Raw genomic sequence first — 16,068 nt, forward strand, 5'->3', positions numbered from 1 at the left:
TTGCCCTAAATTAACCGAAATGACATTTGTCATCTCAAATCGATGATACCTGTGAATGATGTCAGGGCGATATCTGCGATAAGATTGGTACATCAAAGAAAACGTTGTGAGGTGGCTTATGAAACCAATCATTCAAATTGACCAAGTAACCAAAGAGTTCAAAGGAAGAGCTGCTGTGGATAACCTATCCTTAACGATTGAAGAGGGAAGTGTCGTTGCGCTTCTAGGGCCTAATGGGGCTGGGAAAACAACGACGGTCTCTATGATGCTCGGCCTGCTGCTCCCAACCAAGGGAAACGTTCGTATCTGGGACAGAAATCCCCAGGACAGAGCCGTTCGGAATCGCTTGGGGGCGATGCTTCAAGAAGTCAATGTGATTGATGGTCTGACGGTTCTGGAAACGATTGACCTGTTCCGGCACTACTACAGCCATTCATTGCCGCTGGACCATTTGCTGCACATATCGGGGCTTGAAGCAGAGAAAAACAAGCGTGCTTCCTCGCTCTCCGGAGGCCAAAAGCGCAGACTGGGCTTCGCTCTCGCATTGGCGGGGGATCCTGGCTTGCTGTTTCTGGATGAGCCAACTGTCGGCATGGATATTACCGCGAGGCAACAATTCTGGGAAACGGTTCGCGGGATGGCGGCCAACGGCAGAACGATTATTCTTACGACTCACTATTTGGAAGAAGCAGACAGCATCGCGGACAGAATTGTTGTCATCAACAAAGGCAAGCTGATCGCGGACGGGACTTCGACGGAAATCAAAGCTTCTACGAATCGGAAAACGATTCTTTTCACAGCGGGTGCCCATTTAACAGAAGCTCAGCTTGCTTCGCTGCCTTGCGTTAACGATGTGACATGGAGTGGTCGCAAGGTGAAAATCACGAGTACGGACACGGATAAACTGATCTTCGCCATGGTTCAGCGGCAGCTGGATATCAAAGATATTGAAATCCATGCGGGCGGGTTAGAAGACGCTTTTCAGTTTCTGGTTCAACAATAAATAGGGATATGAAGGAGATGACGTCAATGAGAGCCATGATTGCTCAATGTAAAGCGGAGCTGCTCAGAACGTTTCGCAATAAACGATTTTTTATGTTTTCGTTGATTATGCCTGCCATTTTTTATTTTATTTTCTCCTCAACGGTTGGGGATAATACGGAGGTTGGAGGGGTTTCCTGGAAAGCGTATTATTTGATGTCGATGACCGTTTTTGGAGTTGTCGGAGCTTGTGTGAATACGCTCAGCATTAAGTTCGCCCAGGAAAGAACGCAGGGCTGGCTTCGGATGATTGAAATTACGCCGCTGCCGTCAAGCGCCTATGTTTTATCGAAAATTGTTTCTCATAGCATCATTAATTTGGTCACCATTATCTTTATGTTTCTGCTCGGCGGGCTTGTCAAAGGCGTGGAGCTTACGTTGTTACAATGGGTCGGCTGCGGATTGTGGATTTGGTTAGGTTCCTTGCCCTTTATGGCGCTTGGCCTTCTGATAGGCACATGCAAAACCGTTGAGGTGACACAAGTTGTAGCGCAAATTATTTTCATGGGTTCTTCTGTCCTTGGAGGATTATGGTTTCCAACGCAGGCGATGCCCAAAATCATGCAAACCATTGCGCAATATGTCCCTACGTTTCGTTATGGTCAAGGTGCTTGGAATATCATATCCGGCGTAGGTTTAACATGGAGCGGCGTACTCATTCTGATCGGTTACGGGGTCGTATTTGTGGTATTATCATCGTATATCCTGCAAAAACAGAAGGCGGCCTAAACGATGAGCAAGCTTCTCAAAAGCCGGAAATCTCCGGTTGATCTTTGGTATTTGTGGTTCTTCTACTTAATTTTTCCCATCATGACATTAACGTCAAAGCCGCTTCCACAAATGTGGGCCGGCTTTGCTTTATTAGCTGTTTTTGCGCTTTGTGTCACATTGGGATTTCGGGATGCCAAGCGGAGATTCATTTACATTGTGCTCATTTGTGCGATGATCCTGTTTTTTTCCACGACTTATAGTCCGTATTTGATCTACATGTTTTTCTATACAATTCCCTTAATGGGGCTGCTGCCAACGACAAGACAGTTTTTCTTAACCCTCGCTGTTTTGATAACGACGGTCATTTTCATTATTTTGCTGGATTTCGATCAATTTTATGGCGACGGGCTTTGGTATTTCTTGCCTTCTCTTGTCATTATGCTTATCCTTCCGTTCGGAATTCGATCGAGAATGAAGGAAAATGAGCTGAGGGAGAAATTAACGCTTGCCAACGATGAGATTGCTCGTCTGGCTAAGCTGGATGAACGGCAGCGGATTTCCCGCGATCTGCATGATACCCTCGGGCATACGCTGTCTTTGATCACGCTCAAAAGTGAGCTGGCAGAGAAATTGATCCTCAAGAATCCGGAGCGGGCTGTGCAGGAAGTGAAGGATATTCAAGCGACTTCCCGAGCGGCGTTGAAGCAGGTGCGTGAATTGATTTCAGGGATGAACATGGTCTCTATTACGGAAGAACTGAAGAAATCCGAAGAAATTTTACGTGCGGCCGGTATGGTATTTGATGTGGACAATCAGGTCGATTTATCCGAGATGCCTCCTATGGTTCAGAATATTTTGGGCATGTGTTTGAAAGAAGCCATCACGAATGTGATTAAACATAGCGGGGCGACGATTTGTACATTGAAGCTTCAGGAGGATCGGGCTTACTGGAACATGAGCTTGTCGGATAACGGCCCAGTTTGCGAGAGGAATAAACAACAGCTGCCTTCTTCGGGGCGCGGCTTGCTGGGGATGAGAGAACGTCTGGAATTAATTGAAGGCACAATGACGTTCCATATAGGCACAGAAGCCGAAACCAGTCTTGTCATCCAAATCCCCAGGATAATCAAACAATATGAAGCGAAAGGGTGAGCGTGAATGCGAGTTGTGGTTGCTGAAGACCAAGGTATGCTTCGAGGGGCACTGAGTGCTCTGCTGGATCTTGAGGATGATATTGAAGTTGTTGGTCAGGCAGCTAATGGCGAACAGGCTTTGGAAATGATTCAGGCGCTTCAGCCTGATCTCTGTATTATGGATATTGAAATGCCTAAGCTGACAGGCCTGGATGTTGCCGATAAAATAAAAGAAGCTAAAATGACTTGCCGCGTGGTCATCTTGACCACCTTCTCTCGTTCCGGCTATTTTCAGCGAGCGATGAAAGCCGGTGTTCACGGGTATCTGTTGAAGGATGCACCGATTCAGGAGTTAAGTGAAGCGCTGCGCAAAGTAGAGAGCGGGGGCCGGGCGATTTCACCGGAGCTTGCTCTTCAATTCTGGGAAGCGGAGAATCCGCTCACGAGCAGAGAACAGGACATTCTTAAGCTGATCGCACAGGGATTATCGGCAGGGGAGATGGCCAAGCAGCTATTCCTCTCGAGCGGTACCATTCGCAACTATGTGTCCGAGATATTGCAGAAGCTGGATGCCAAGAATCGCATTGATGCGATTGCGATCGCCGAAAAGAACGGTTGGCTTCAATAGATGAGGTTTGAGAAGAGCTCGTGAGCCCGTTAAGGGAGCACGAGTTTTTTGCTCTCTAGGTACTAGATAAACATAGTACTTTCCCAATGTGCAAAATCACTTACAATGAAAGTAATTTGACCAAAGTACAAAAGGGAGGCTTGGATTTGACAGAGATGAAACTAATATTGTTCATATGCGTCTAAGAAGTGTGTATTTATTCATGAAAGTTTGTTATTCTGTTAGTTGCAAGACGCTATTGTATTTTATTCTAAAAGATTTGCAACCTTATGAGCCGCAGCTGCGTCTGTAAGATTGCAAGAGGGAGGGATCCCAGTGGTAGCACCCGAACTGGTTAGATCAGCTCAAGCCGGTGATCGTGATGCTCTCATTACCCTATTGCGAGAAATTGAGTCTCACGTCTATAGAACCGCTTATTATATTTTGAATAATGAACAGGATGCCCTTGATGCTTCACAGGAGGCGCTCCTTCGGATTTATACAAAAATTAATTCGTATGAAGAAAAAGCGCTATTCAAGACGTGGGTACAGCGGATTGTAACTAACATCTGCATCGATAAATTTCGCAAGGCGAAACCAACGGTTTCTATTGATGAGCATGATATGACTTTTACTGCAGAGCATAATGTGGAATATGAAATTATGACCGGCTATTTAGCCAAAGACATTCGAGAGGCAATAGATAAGCTTCCCGAGCACCATCGATCTGTCGTTGTTCTTCGTTATTTGCAGGACTTTTCGTATCATGAGATTGCAGAATCGCTGAACTTGCCACTGAATACGGTGAAGTCATACTTATTTCGAGCGAGACAGCAATTGCAGTCGCTGCTCCAAGACTATCAGAAAGGAGGTGTTCGGGGATGAATTGTCAAGAGGTGATGGAATTTATGCAAAGACAACTGGATGGAGATCTGGATGTTCAGGAAGAAGATGAGCTTCACGCTCACCTGGCGCGCTGTTTGGACTGTGCACAGATGTTTGAACGTTTACAGAAATTGTCCGATGAGTTGACCCAATTACCCAAGGTTGTTCCTCCATACAGTTTAGTCGATGCTATTATGCCGCAACTAGCCGAATTGGATAGACAACATAGCGCGGCGTCCATTACTGACAAAGTGGCTGTCATCGGCGCGAATACGAGCCAGACCGCCCATGGGCAGACCTCTAAACTCCCTAGGACACGCCGAATTGGATCGCAATTCTCATGGAAATTCGCAGGCGGGATCGTGGCCGCGGGTCTCATCCTTGGCTTCTTCGTTTTTAATTTGAACCATCCTGTATTGGATAACGCGGATGGCCTGATGCAGCCACAAAGCAAGTCAGAGTCCAGAAGTGCTGGACAAGGTGGTGCTGGCGATCTTGGAAATAAGGCAGCCGCTAATTCGATGGCTGTGCAGCCATCCAGCAGCGCTGAAAGTAAGCCGGAAGGAACGCCAACACCGACGCAGGAAGCCACTTCGGACACACCGAAGACAGAGCGCAAAGCGGATGATGCAGCAGGAGCTGGAACAGCGCCTCAGGCGACAACAAGCGCGAAGCTGGAGGATCCGCTGGCCATCAGCAAAGATACGGTCAAAGGCTCTGATCAAGCGCCTGTGGCACCTTCGACAACCGAACCGGAGCGTATGAAGGATCCGAATACGAAGAAGGATTCAGAGAATAAGCCAGCTGCTGGTGCGATGAATCCACCGGTCCAAACGGAAACTCCCGCTAAGCGTGACGATGCCAAAGCAGCCAATCAGGCCAAAGCGGGAGAGCAGAAAACGGCGCCGCTTGAGAAGAAAAGTGAAGAGTCCAGTGATACCTTTGGCATTCAATCTTTATATGCTGCTCCACCGGCTGTGACTTCATTGAAATCTGCTTCAGAGGTTTATTTAGCCGTTGTTGAAGAACAGCATGTTGTCATTCGAAATAGTGCCACGAAAGACATTGTTTTCGAATCCAAGCATATTTGGCAAACGGGTGATCAGATTTCACTTCTGGAGTGGTCCAAGGATGATATCCTATTTTATCAAACGCAAAGTGGAGACACCCTCCAATCGTTTCGGATTGATCTGAAAGCCAAAACAGAAGTGGCTCCTTAAAAATTGCGACATTCATGCACCAAATGAGCAGTCTCTGTATATACTTTAAGAAGTAGAACACGCAGCGCCAATTGGTGGTTTGTCCACACGGTTTAAGGTTTCTAGAGCCTTTCACCGGTGTTTAAATAGACAAACAAAGGGATTACGACAGGGTCTTCGGACTTTGACGTAGTCCCTTTGTTGTTGGTAGAATGGAAGCAAGGAGTGAACGCTAGCCATGGATGCAAAGAGAGCATTGAAAGATATTCAAGCAGGCCGCCCGGCACCGGTGTATTTGTGCTACGGTCCTGAGAAATATAAGATGAGAGAGTTTATTCAAGTGTTGACTGATTTACTCATTGAACCTGAGCACAAAGAGTTCGCTGTGAGTAAATTTGATTTAAGTGAAATCAGCCTATCTGCTGTCTTGGAGGATGCGGAAACCCTTCCTTTCATGGTGCCGAAGAAGCTCGTCATTGCCAAAAACGCCTTATTCTTTACCGGCGCCAAGGAGAGCACGAAGATCGAGCATCACCTGGATCGGTTGACGGATTATTTGAAGTCGCCGGCAGATCATACGGTCGTTGTATTTACGGTAGATGCGGACAAGCTGGATGAACGCAAGAAAATTGTTAAAGCGGTCAAAGATCTCGAAGCAGCTGTTCCGTTCCTCTCGCTTAGTGCAGATGAATTGCAGGTTTGGGTGGCTAAACAGGCGGAGCAACTGGGCTTTGCATTCGCTAAAGAAGCTGCTGATCAGTTGATCCTGTATACCGGTGGCAATTTGCAGTCTCTTTCGGCAGAAATTGAGAAGATTTCCTTATACGTGGGTGTGGGTGCTGAGGCCTCCGTGCATGTGGTTGATGAGCTCGTAGCTCGGAGCACGGAGCAGAATGTGTTTATTCTCATTGAGGATATTGTCAATGTAAGACTGGAGAGAGCTTTTGTTATTCTGGAGGAACTGCTGAAACAGCGCGAGGAGCCCATCAAGATTGCATCGCTTATTGCTCGGCAATTCCGCATTATGCTTCAAGTTAAGGAGCTCAGCAAACAGGGCTACTCCCAGCAGCAGATGGCCTCGCAGATCGGCTTGCATCCGTTTGCCGTGAAAGTCGCAGAAGGACAAGCCCGACGGTACGATATTCAGAAGTTGAGCGCTATCATGTCGCAGCTGGCGGATCTGGATTATCAGATGAAAACAGGGAAAATTGATAAAGTGTTAGGTCTTGAATTGTTTCTTCTTCGGCTTGCAGCCTAAGGAGAAACAGCAGATAGAAAAAAGTCCAGCCCTCCGAAGAGAGCTGGACTTTTGCTTTATGTCCTTGTATTACGCTTGGGCCGTAAGAGCGTTTAGCTTTTTAGCCAGACGGGACTTCTTGCGGTTAGCGGCATTTTTATGGATTAAACCTTTAGAAGCTGCTTTGTCTAATTTCTTAGAAGCGTTAATCAGAGCATCTTTGGCAGATTCAACATTATTGCTTGCAGCAGTTTCGAAAGCTTTCACAGCAGTACGCAGAGCGGACTTTTGGGAAGCGTTGCGAAGACGGCGCTTTTCGCTAACTTTTACTCGTTTAATAGCGGATTTAATGTTTGGCATGAAATTCACCTCCTACTTACAAAACACGGTTCAACGTTACATTTGTATGTTTGCTGACAACTTTAAGTATTCTACCATGCAATATTTGAAAATGCAAGACCTGTCAATAGGTTTTCAGTGGTCTTCTTTTTTGTATAAGGCTGAAAAAATCGTCACACAATAAGGGATGCAAGGCACCAGAGAAAGGGGAACGTCAATGGACTTAGGCTCTTTTACAACACATACGGATCTCGCGTTAGATGCACGGGATATGGCGCATGCTGCGAATCACGGGCAGCCGCTTCCCGGCATTGAGCAGGAATCTACGCGGGAAAATGGGATTCGAGTGACCAAAATTAACGTTTTGAACGAAGAAGGTTCCAAAGCGCTTGGTAAGCTTCTCGGTCACTATATAACGATAGAAGTGCCGGCCTTGCGGGAAAAAGACAGCCAACTGCAGGATCGTGTCGCCACTAAGTTGGCTCAGGAATTCGAGCAATTTCTGCGCGAAATCGGCATCCCCAAACAAGCAAAGGCTCTCATTATCGGGTTGGGCAATTCCAATGTGACGCCGGATGCGCTTGGTCCTCTTGTGGTTGAGAACATCATGGTCACCAGACATTACTTTGAATTGGTTCCAGACGATGTTAGTCCCGGATATAGAGCTGTTAGTGCTGTGGCGCCAGGCGTGCTTGGAACGACGGGCATTGAAAGCAGCGATATCGTTCAGGGGATTGTTGACAAATCGAAGCCGGATTTCATTATTGCGATTGACGCCTTGGCGTCCAGATCTTTGGACCGTGTGAACACCACGATTCAAATTGCCGACACAGGCATTCACCCCGGCTCAGGGATCGGAAATAAGCGCAAAGGGTTGACCAAGGAGAATCTGGGTATACCTGTCATTGCGATTGGGGTGCCAACCGTTGTTTATGCCTCTACGATCGTGAGCAACGCATTTGACCTCATGCATAAGCATTTTAGCGAGCAGACAAGCAATACTGGGCAGATTTTGGGACTGTTGGACAATATCCATGAGGATGAACGATTGCAGTTGGTGAAGGAAGTCCTGAACCCTGTAGGACACGATCTGCTCGTCACACCGAAGGAGATTGACCAGTTTATTGAGGATATAGCCAATATAATCGCAAGCGGCTTAAATGCTGCACTACACGACGCTGTAAGCGTGGATAACGTTGCTGCCTATACGCACTAAAACGGGGATAAAGAGCTGAACCACGAAGATAAGTGGAACAGTTCTTTCTTTTTTGTCCAATTTAAGGAAATATGGAAGGAGATAGGAGAACAATGTCGAATTAATGACGATGATCTCTGACAAGGAAGTGATTTTGTTGAGCATTTCACAACAAGCGAAGTTATTTATTGGGTCATCTGCCGAAAGTATTGAAGTTGCAGAAGCCTTGCAGGCCAATCTTCATTATTCATGTGATGTTACGATCTGGAGCCAGCTTCTGTTTCCGCCTTCACATACCATCTTGGCTCCACTTATCCAACAGGCACAAGCTAGTGATTTTGCTATTTTTGTTTTTCAACCTAACGATTTGACCTTACTTAGAGAATCCCTGGTAAGCTCTGTGCGAGACAACGTCATTCTGGAGCTTGGTCTATTTATTGGACAAATAGGTTTAGAGAGAACCTATTTTCTGATTCCAGAAAGAGAAGAATTACATATTGCCACGGATTTACTTGGTCTCACGCCGCTTATGTATAATCCTAATCACTCTTCTGGCTTGCTGGCAGGCTTGGGTCCGGCTACTTTCATTGTGAAGCAGATGTTGGGGAGATTAGGGCTGAGACAGAAATGAAGCCTAAACTATTCATTGGCTGTTCCCCGGAGAGCTCGCTTTGGGGTGAATTCTATCAATCTCAATTGTCTCAGGCAGCCGAGGCGACGCTGATTAATCAAGGGGTGCTGACAGCCTCCCAGCAGAAATTGAAAATGCTCAAGCGGCACATCGAAGAAGCGGATTTTGCTTTGCTGATTGTTACGAAGACGGATTGTCATGATTCTCAGCGGTTTGCGAATATACTTGTGCTAATCGGATTATGTCTCGGGGAGCTCGGTCACAGCCGGACATTTCTTGTATTGTCCCATGAGGCTGAGCTGCCTGAATATTTGGAAGGCTATAGCCCTTTGAGATTGGATGATCAACAGGAGAATGCGCAGTTGGCGGAGATGGCCGGACCGCATCTGTATCCAATCAAGCATAGTATGAGTATGCAGAAGAAGCGATATAAGCCGTCTGATATGAAAAAGAATGATGCGATCCGCAGTTTTTTGTTTGATGCTTTGGATTCGTTGAGTGTGTCCAGCGTGGATTATGACCGCGTGCTGGATAAATTCCATAAGACATTTGATACCAATTGTGGTATAATCGAGCTTCAAGAAGTCACCGCGGCAACGCTCTTTGAGCTTCTAGTAGACGGTGTGACTCTACAACAATTTGGTCGTGCCGGCCAAGTGAGCAACAACCACAGTTTCCATGTGGATGACCCCAACAGTTATCTAGCAGAATGCTATCGAGGCAAAGATACGAACATCTACTTAGGCCGAGCCAAGGACAAGGAAGATGGCGAATATGAATATATTTATTGCATTAAGCTGCATCCAACGATCGTTTCATCCATCCATTTCAAAACGAAAGATGATATCCCGGCGCGCAGCCATCATCAAGTCATGATGGAACTATCCGAAAGAAATGCGAAGCTTGTGTCTTCTCTCAAATCGATTGTGAAAGGAAGGATTCTCTATGCTGAAGCACATGAAGAAAGTTCGTAACCGATCAACCCCCAAGAATGAACATAAACCGAGCGACAAGTCGCTGCTCAAACTATATACAGGTCCTACCGTTTTGAACAAAACAAGCGGGGTTACTATCGTAGCCAAAGGCTCATTTGATTTTGAATCGCTTGCATAGCTCCAGACCATGTGAAGAACCCCGAAAGGGGTTCTTTTTTTGTTTGTTCCTGTAAGGGGCAGGTGAAACGGAACTATGATCCTTTATTTGTACCAAAATAGCCGTTTTGCAGGCTGAATGGGAACTACGGTACGCTAAACCGCTTCGTATTGCTTCATTTCGCCATCGGAAGAGGAAATAGGGGATCGCAGTTCCTTTTCATCCTCCAAAACGGCTATTTTGGATCAAATAGGGGATCATAGTTCCCATTGGCCGGCATAAGCAGAGGCAGAGTGGTAGAGCACAGGTATTACAGGCATCACAGACAGCACAGACATCACACGCAGAATCCCGCGCTCATTCATGCTTGCTTTCTCTAAATGTCCCTCTATCAAATTTTCTAGTGATTCGAGTTCTAGCGAAGAGGCTCGTTTCATAGATTAAATTAAGAGAGATTAGGAGGAATCAAACGATGAAATGGACATCAGCTACATTAAATCTCAGCCATGTTCGAAAAACGTTTCAGAGCGCAAGTTCCGTCGGCAAAGCATTTTTCATTCTCAGCGCAGCTACCCTTGCTATTTTTGTGCTCATTGGCGTGGGAGGGGTGCTGCAAAATAGATTCATGACAACCTCCCCCGTTTCGTCCATGAAAAGCCTCGCTGCTTCCGTCACGAATCAATTTTTCATCGATATGCTGGGCATGGAAGTGCCGCATCTAAATAAAGATCAGAAAAAATTCACTTTCTCACAGCATAATGTTTTTCATTTTGCTTTCCAGTTCATGACGGATATTAACCCGAACGATCCGAGAAGTCTGGTCGCGAGTGAAGTGCCAGGCATGGACGCGAATAAAACAACGGTTTTGGTAAGAGGCAGTGCGCCCAATCCCAGTGACCCGATCGACTACAATCCCAATTCGCGGGATCTTCAGGCGGAAGCGATCAATCCAATTGCATCACAATTACCGGAGCCTTCACCGATAGCCAGCGCTACTCCAATTGCCAATCCGGTAGGACAGCCGCCCCGAACAGCGGGGGACAACGTGGCATTCATTTACCAAACGCATAGCAATGAATCTTATTTGCCGGAGCTGAAAGGCGTTACGAACCCAGACAAGGCCTATAGCGATAAAGTCAATGTCATTTCCGTTGGTCAACGCTTGGCGCAAAATCTGGAGAAGGACGGCATTGGCGCTGTTCATTCGCAAACCGTTTACCCGAGTACGGTCAAAAATTTTGATTACCCATACTCCTACAAATATTCGTTGAAAACGTTGCAGGAAGCCGCAGCCACACATCCAGACTTGCAGTATTTCTTCGATATTCACCGAGATTCCGCTGTTCGGGATAAGACGACCACCACGATCGGTGGCAAAGATTATGCCCAAGTCTATTTCATTATCGGAGGCAAAAATCCAAATTGGAAAAAGAATGAGGAATTTGCCAACATGATCCACCAAGTCCTAGAAGCCAAACATCCCGGAATATCGAAGGGGATTCATGCGAAGGAAGCGACAGAAGGCAATAATGGCTTATATAATCAAAATTTTTCGCCGAATTCACTATTGATTGAAGTGGGCGGTCCTTATAACACGCTCGAAGAGTGCTACCGAACAACCGACTGGCTGGCCGAAGCGATTTCCGAAGTGATTCTAAATGCGAAGAAAGTAGATATTCCCCTTACGACACCTAAACAATCTTAAGAATGCTAGCTTGGGAGCATAACAAGGCTTATAACGCTAAGGAGGTTTTCAGGATGAAGCTGAGGCAGTTTTATGTGAAAGTGGGCTTGTTCGGTCTGCTGCTGTTGTTTTGTATATTGTTCGGAGTTAGCTTGGCCTCGAACGGGATGGATCGCATTCAAGGGCCTCAGCCTTCCTCGCAAGCAGGACAGCCTGTGGCTGCTGCCTCTACAGGCAAGGGGAGTGCCGTACAAGCTTCGCCCGCGCCTGGGGCCAAAGCCAAGGGGGAGACGCCAGCCAAAGCTCAAGCTGCCGCCAAATCAGACGCAGGTGCAAAGTCTGAACCGGTAGCGGATCACGATAATTCCTTAAATCATGTAGGCAATAAATTAGGTGATCTGCTGCAAATTGCCTCCCATCATGGAATTCGCTTATTCGTCTCGTTGTTTGACGCGTTATTAGGCAAAGGTTAGAAGGCACATTGCTGACACTTCCCACAACTGCTATAATGAAAATTATTTGCATGTAGTGGGGGTTAGTACTTTAGCATGACAGACATTCGAGCAAGACAAGAACGAATTCGCAACTTTTCAATTATCGCGCATATTGATCACGGCAAATCAACATTGGCCGACCGTATTTTGGAATATACAGGCGCCCTCTCGTCACGCGAGATGCAAGAACAGGTGCTTGACCAGATGGATCTGGAGCGGGAACGCGGGATTACGATCAAACTGCAAGCTGTTCGATTAGGCTACCGTGCAGACGATGGTGTCGATTATATCCTTAACTTGATTGATACACCGGGACATGTAGACTTTACATACGAGGTTTCCCGAAGCTTGGCAGCCTGTGAAGGCGCATTGCTAGTTGTCGATGCTGCGCAAGGCATTGAAGCTCAGACATTGGCTAACGTATACCTTGCTTTGGAAAACAATCTGGAAATTTTACCTGTCATCAACAAAATTGATTTGCCAAGCGCCGATCCGGACAAAGTGAAGCAGGAGATCGAAGACGTCATCGGACTGGATGCCAGCGAGGCTGTTCATGCTTCTGCGAAAGCCGGTATCGGGATTAAAGAAATCATTGAGCAAATTTGTCAAAAGGTGCCGGCACCGCAAGGCAACCCGGACAACCCGCTTAAAGCGTTGATCTTCGACTCCCATTACGATAGCTACAAAGGCGTAATCGTATATGTGCGTGTCATGGACGGCTCGATCAAAGCAGGCTCGAAAATTAAAATGATGGCTACTAATAAGATTTTTGAAGTTATTGAAGTTGGGGCATTCATGCCAAGAATGTCATCGGTCCCTTCCCTTGAGGTTGGAGACGTAGGCTTCATTGTTGCAGGCATCAAAAATGTCGGAGATACGCGAGTCGGGGATACCGTCACCGAAGCGGCTCGCCCTGCACCTGAAGCGTTGCCTGGTTATCGCCGGATTAACCCGATGGTATTCTGCGGATTGTATCCGATTGAAACAACCGATTACAATGATCTGCGCGAGGCTTTGCAGAAGCTTGAGCTTAACGATGCTTCCTTGCGTTTTGAACCGGAAACCTCAACAGCCTTGGGCTTTGGCTTCCGCTGCGGATTCTTGGGATTGCTGCACATGGAAATCATTCAGGAACGGATTGAGCGTGAGTTCAACATTCCGTTGATTACGACAGCACCAAGCGTTATTTATCGCATCACCTTGACGAATGGTGATACGATGGAGATTGATAACCCGTCGAACTATCCGGATCCGCAACGCATCGACTTCGTGGAAGAGCCTTATGTGAAAGCGTCCGTTATTGTGCCAAATGATTATGTAGGTACGATTATGGAGCTTTGCCAAGGCAAACGCGGTGAATATTTGAACATGGAGTATCTGGACACCAATCGGGTGACATTGACGTACGAAATTCCGTTATCCGAAATTGTTTATGATTTCTTCGATATGCTGAAGTCAAGAACCAAAGGCTACGCTTCGTTTGACTATGAAGTGAGCGGCTACAAGAGATCCAATCTCGTGAAGATGGATATCCTTTTGAATGCGGAGCAAGTCGATGCGCTTTCCTTCATCGTTCACCGGGATACGGCGTATCATCGCGGGAAAATCATTTGCGATAAACTGAAGGAACTCATCCCGCGGCAAATGTTCGAGGTACCGATTCAAGCGGCGATTGGACAGAAAATTGTTGCGCGTGAGACGGTTAAAGCGATGCGTAAAAACGTCCTAGCCAAATGTTATGGCGGTGACATCTCACGGAAGCGTAAATTGCTGGACAAGCAAAAAGAAGGCAAAAAACGGATGAAGCAAGTAGGTAGCGTTGAGGTGCCGCAAGAAGCGTTCATGGCCGTCCTCAAAATTGACGAATAGTTTGGAATGAATGAGAAGCTGGGGTGGCAGAGTACTCTGCCCCTTGGCTTTTTCTCAATAGAAAGGAAATACCTTTATGTTAGTTAGCTATGCAGCTCCAACTGCGGTGTATATTCATATCCCATTTTGTACGAACAAATGTCATTATTGTGATTTCAATTCCTATGTGCTCAAAGGGCAGCCGGTCATGGAATACTTGGATGCGCTCGAGCGCGAGATGGAGCTGACGGTTCGCCAGCATCCGCCCGCCAAGGTGGAAACCATTTTCGTGGGAGGAGGGACACCGACGGTGCTGCTTCCTGATCAAATGGAGCGGTTTCTGCGCATTGTACGCACGTATTTCCCTGCTGACCCCGCACAGGTCGAATTCTCGATGGAAGCCAATCCGGGGACGACGGATATCGATAAATTGGCTGTTATGAAAGAAGGCGGCGTTAATCGGATCAGCTTTGGGGTGCAATCCTTCAATAATGACATCCTCGCGACGATTGGGCGTATTCATAATACAGATGATGTGCATCGAAGTATCGAGAATGCCAAAAAGCTTGGGTTTGACAATCTCTCCATCGATTTAATGTTTGGACTTCCGAAGCAAACGGTAGAGATCATGCAAGCAACCTTGGATGAGGCGCTTTCGCTGGATCTTCAGCATTACTCGATTTATAGCTTGAAAGTAGAGGAAAACACGCTGTTCCATACGTTGTTCAACAAAAATCAGCTGCCGCTGCCAAGCGAAGATGAGGAAGTTGATATGTATGAGCTCATCATGAAGCGGTTGGAAGCTGCCGGATATAAGCAATATGAAATAAGCAATTTTGCTAAACCAGGTCGTGAAAGTAGACATAATTCGATGTATTGGCGCAATCGCTCCTACTATGGGCTTGGTGCAGGCGCACATGGCTATATGAATAGGCAGCGACATGTCAATGTCAAAGGAATTCAGCCTTACATCGACGCTACGAAAGCAGGATTGCCGATCATGGAGCAATTTGAAGTCTCGCAGCAAGAAGCCATGGAGGATTTCATGATGGTGGGCTTACGGCTGTTGGAAGGCGTGCGCAATAGCGATTTCGCAGAGCAATTTGGCACATCCATTGAATCTCAGTTCGGAGATACACTGCAAGGGTGGCTGAAGAAGCAACTGCTTGAACAAACACCGGAAGGCTATCGTTTATCCAAGCAAGGCATCTTGCTGGGCAACGAAGTGTTTGCTTCTTTCTTAACCTAAAAGTGCGGATGAAACAACGCTGTAGCGGGTACAAAAAAACCTTGTGCAAATATACGGTTTGATGTATATTTATACATGAATCCACTAGTGGTACCGCGGTAGACCCGTAAGGTCTCTCGGAAGCTAGCCTGGATTTTATGCATTTTTGTAACGATTGGTGGGATGACCGTGAATTCATCAACGACAGTGTCCGTAAGAAAAGCGTCTATGAGCGACATAGATAAGCTTTTTGAAATTATACAAGGCTATGCCAAACAGGGAATCATGCTGCCTCGCAGCAAGGAGATGCTGGAGGATCAGATTGATACCTTCGTTGTCGCCGAATACGATGGGCTGCTTATCGGCTGCGGCTCCTTGACGAGGCTTGGGCCAGATCTAGTCGAGATCCGCTCGCTGGGGATGACCCAAGGCTACAAGGGGCAAGGCATTGGCGGCAAGCTTGTAGATTTCCTGGTTGAAGATGCGAGGAGCCAAGGCATTAAGAAAGTGATGGCACTCACGTATGAGGTTGCATTTTTCCAAAAAAACGGCTTTACCCTCGTACCGAAAGAGATTTTTCCAGAGAAGGTTTGGAAAGATTGCATGCATTGCAAAAAACAGTATTGCTGCGACGAAATCGCCGTACTTAAACGTTTGGATTGACTTGACAACAGACCTTAGGGTCTGTTATTTTTGTATTAGGATTTAGCACTCACTAAATACGAGTGCTAACGAAAGTGAACA

Annotated in this window: 17 protein-coding genes; 16 read left to right on the forward strand and 1 reads right to left on the reverse strand. The window is 46.7% G+C overall.

The window, feature by feature from the left end:
• Window positions 1-118 precede the first annotated feature (118 nt).
• From HQN90_RS04230 to holA, 7 genes are all read left to right on the forward strand, one after another.
• Window positions 119-1,003, forward strand: a complete 885-nt coding sequence (locus HQN90_RS04230; protein ID WP_173216625.1) for an ABC transporter ATP-binding protein — start codon at window positions 119-121, stop codon at window positions 1,001-1,003.
• 26 nt (window positions 1,004-1,029) lie between these two features.
• Window positions 1,030-1,770: an ABC transporter permease gene (locus tag HQN90_RS04235; protein WP_246362066.1), complete on the forward strand. Its 741-nt coding sequence runs from the start codon at window positions 1,030-1,032 to the stop codon at window positions 1,768-1,770.
• 3 nt (window positions 1,771-1,773) lie between these two features.
• Entirely contained in the window at window positions 1,774-2,904 is a 1,131-nt protein-coding gene (locus HQN90_RS04240) for a sensor histidine kinase (RefSeq protein WP_173216627.1), read from the forward strand.
• A 6-nt stretch (window positions 2,905-2,910) separates the two neighbouring features.
• Window positions 2,911-3,513 carry a response regulator transcription factor gene (locus tag HQN90_RS04245; protein ID WP_173216628.1) on the forward strand — a complete coding sequence of 201 codons (603 nt, stop codon included), beginning with the start codon at window positions 2,911-2,913 and terminating at the stop codon, window positions 3,511-3,513.
• A gap of 315 nt (window positions 3,514-3,828) precedes the next feature.
• The gene (locus HQN90_RS04250; RefSeq protein WP_079411753.1) at window positions 3,829-4,377 is read left to right on the forward strand and encodes an RNA polymerase sigma factor; all 549 of its coding nucleotides are present in this window, start codon (window positions 3,829-3,831) and stop codon (window positions 4,375-4,377) included.
• The gene (locus tag HQN90_RS04255) at window positions 4,374-5,597 is read left to right on the forward strand and encodes an anti-sigma factor (RefSeq protein ID WP_173216629.1); all 1,224 of its coding nucleotides are present in this window, start codon (window positions 4,374-4,376) and stop codon (window positions 5,595-5,597) included. The genes HQN90_RS04250 and HQN90_RS04255 overlap by 4 nt, the downstream gene beginning before the upstream one ends.
• A gap of 217 nt (window positions 5,598-5,814) precedes the next feature.
• On the forward strand, window positions 5,815-6,834 hold the full coding sequence (holA, locus tag HQN90_RS04260; RefSeq protein ID WP_173216630.1) for a DNA polymerase III subunit delta: 1,020 nt from the start codon (window positions 5,815-5,817) through the stop codon (window positions 6,832-6,834).
• Window positions 6,835-6,903: 69 nt separating this feature from the next.
• Here the strand turns inward: holA and rpsT are convergent, their stop codons facing one another.
• A complete protein-coding gene (rpsT, locus tag HQN90_RS04265) occupies window positions 6,904-7,173 on the reverse strand; it encodes a 30S ribosomal protein S20 (RefSeq protein ID WP_079411747.1) in 270 nt (89 codons plus the stop codon).
• A gap of 196 nt (window positions 7,174-7,369) precedes the next feature.
• Here rpsT and gpr point away from each other — a divergent pair, with 196 nt between their 5' ends.
• The 9 genes from gpr to HQN90_RS04310 all read left to right on the forward strand — a co-directional run bounded on the left by gpr (window position 7,370) and on the right by HQN90_RS04310 (window position 15,987).
• The gene (gpr, locus tag HQN90_RS04270) at window positions 7,370-8,368 is read left to right on the forward strand and encodes a GPR endopeptidase (protein WP_246362068.1); all 999 of its coding nucleotides are present in this window, start codon (window positions 7,370-7,372) and stop codon (window positions 8,366-8,368) included.
• A gap of 103 nt (window positions 8,369-8,471) precedes the next feature.
• Window positions 8,472-8,978: a TIR domain-containing protein gene (locus tag HQN90_RS04275; protein ID WP_173216632.1), complete on the forward strand. Its 507-nt coding sequence runs from the start codon at window positions 8,472-8,474 to the stop codon at window positions 8,976-8,978.
• Window positions 8,975-9,952 carry a TIR domain-containing protein gene (locus HQN90_RS04280; protein ID WP_173216633.1) on the forward strand — a complete coding sequence of 326 codons (978 nt, stop codon included), beginning with the start codon at window positions 8,975-8,977 and terminating at the stop codon, window positions 9,950-9,952. The genes HQN90_RS04275 and HQN90_RS04280 overlap by 4 nt, the downstream gene beginning before the upstream one ends.
• Entirely contained in the window at window positions 9,924-10,091 is a 168-nt protein-coding gene (locus tag HQN90_RS04285; protein WP_173216634.1) for a hypothetical protein, read from the forward strand. Before HQN90_RS04280 ends, HQN90_RS04285 begins: the two co-directional genes overlap by 29 nt.
• 451 nt (window positions 10,092-10,542) lie before the next feature.
• A complete protein-coding gene (gene spoIIP / locus HQN90_RS04290; protein WP_173216635.1) occupies window positions 10,543-11,775 on the forward strand; it encodes a stage II sporulation protein P in 1,233 nt (410 codons plus the stop codon).
• 53 nt (window positions 11,776-11,828) lie between these two features.
• Window positions 11,829-12,227 (forward strand): DUF3679 domain-containing protein, encoded by a 399-nt coding sequence (locus HQN90_RS04295; RefSeq protein ID WP_173216636.1) that lies wholly within the window; start codon window positions 11,829-11,831, stop codon window positions 12,225-12,227.
• A gap of 75 nt (window positions 12,228-12,302) precedes the next feature.
• Entirely contained in the window at window positions 12,303-14,117 is a 1,815-nt protein-coding gene (gene lepA / locus HQN90_RS04300; RefSeq protein ID WP_173216637.1) for a translation elongation factor 4, read from the forward strand.
• A 76-nt stretch (window positions 14,118-14,193) separates the two neighbouring features.
• Window positions 14,194-15,345 carry a radical SAM family heme chaperone HemW gene (hemW, locus tag HQN90_RS04305; RefSeq protein ID WP_173216638.1) on the forward strand — a complete coding sequence of 384 codons (1,152 nt, stop codon included), beginning with the start codon at window positions 14,194-14,196 and terminating at the stop codon, window positions 15,343-15,345.
• Window positions 15,346-15,513: 168 nt separating this feature from the next.
• Entirely contained in the window at window positions 15,514-15,987 is a 474-nt protein-coding gene (locus tag HQN90_RS04310) for an N-acetyltransferase (RefSeq protein ID WP_338042275.1), read from the forward strand.
• Window positions 15,988-16,068: the final 81 nt, after the last annotated feature.

The organism is Paenibacillus alba (assembly GCF_013204855.1).
In the GTDB taxonomy this organism is placed as follows: domain Bacteria; phylum Bacillota; class Bacilli; order Paenibacillales; family NBRC-103111; genus Paenibacillus_E; species Paenibacillus_E alba.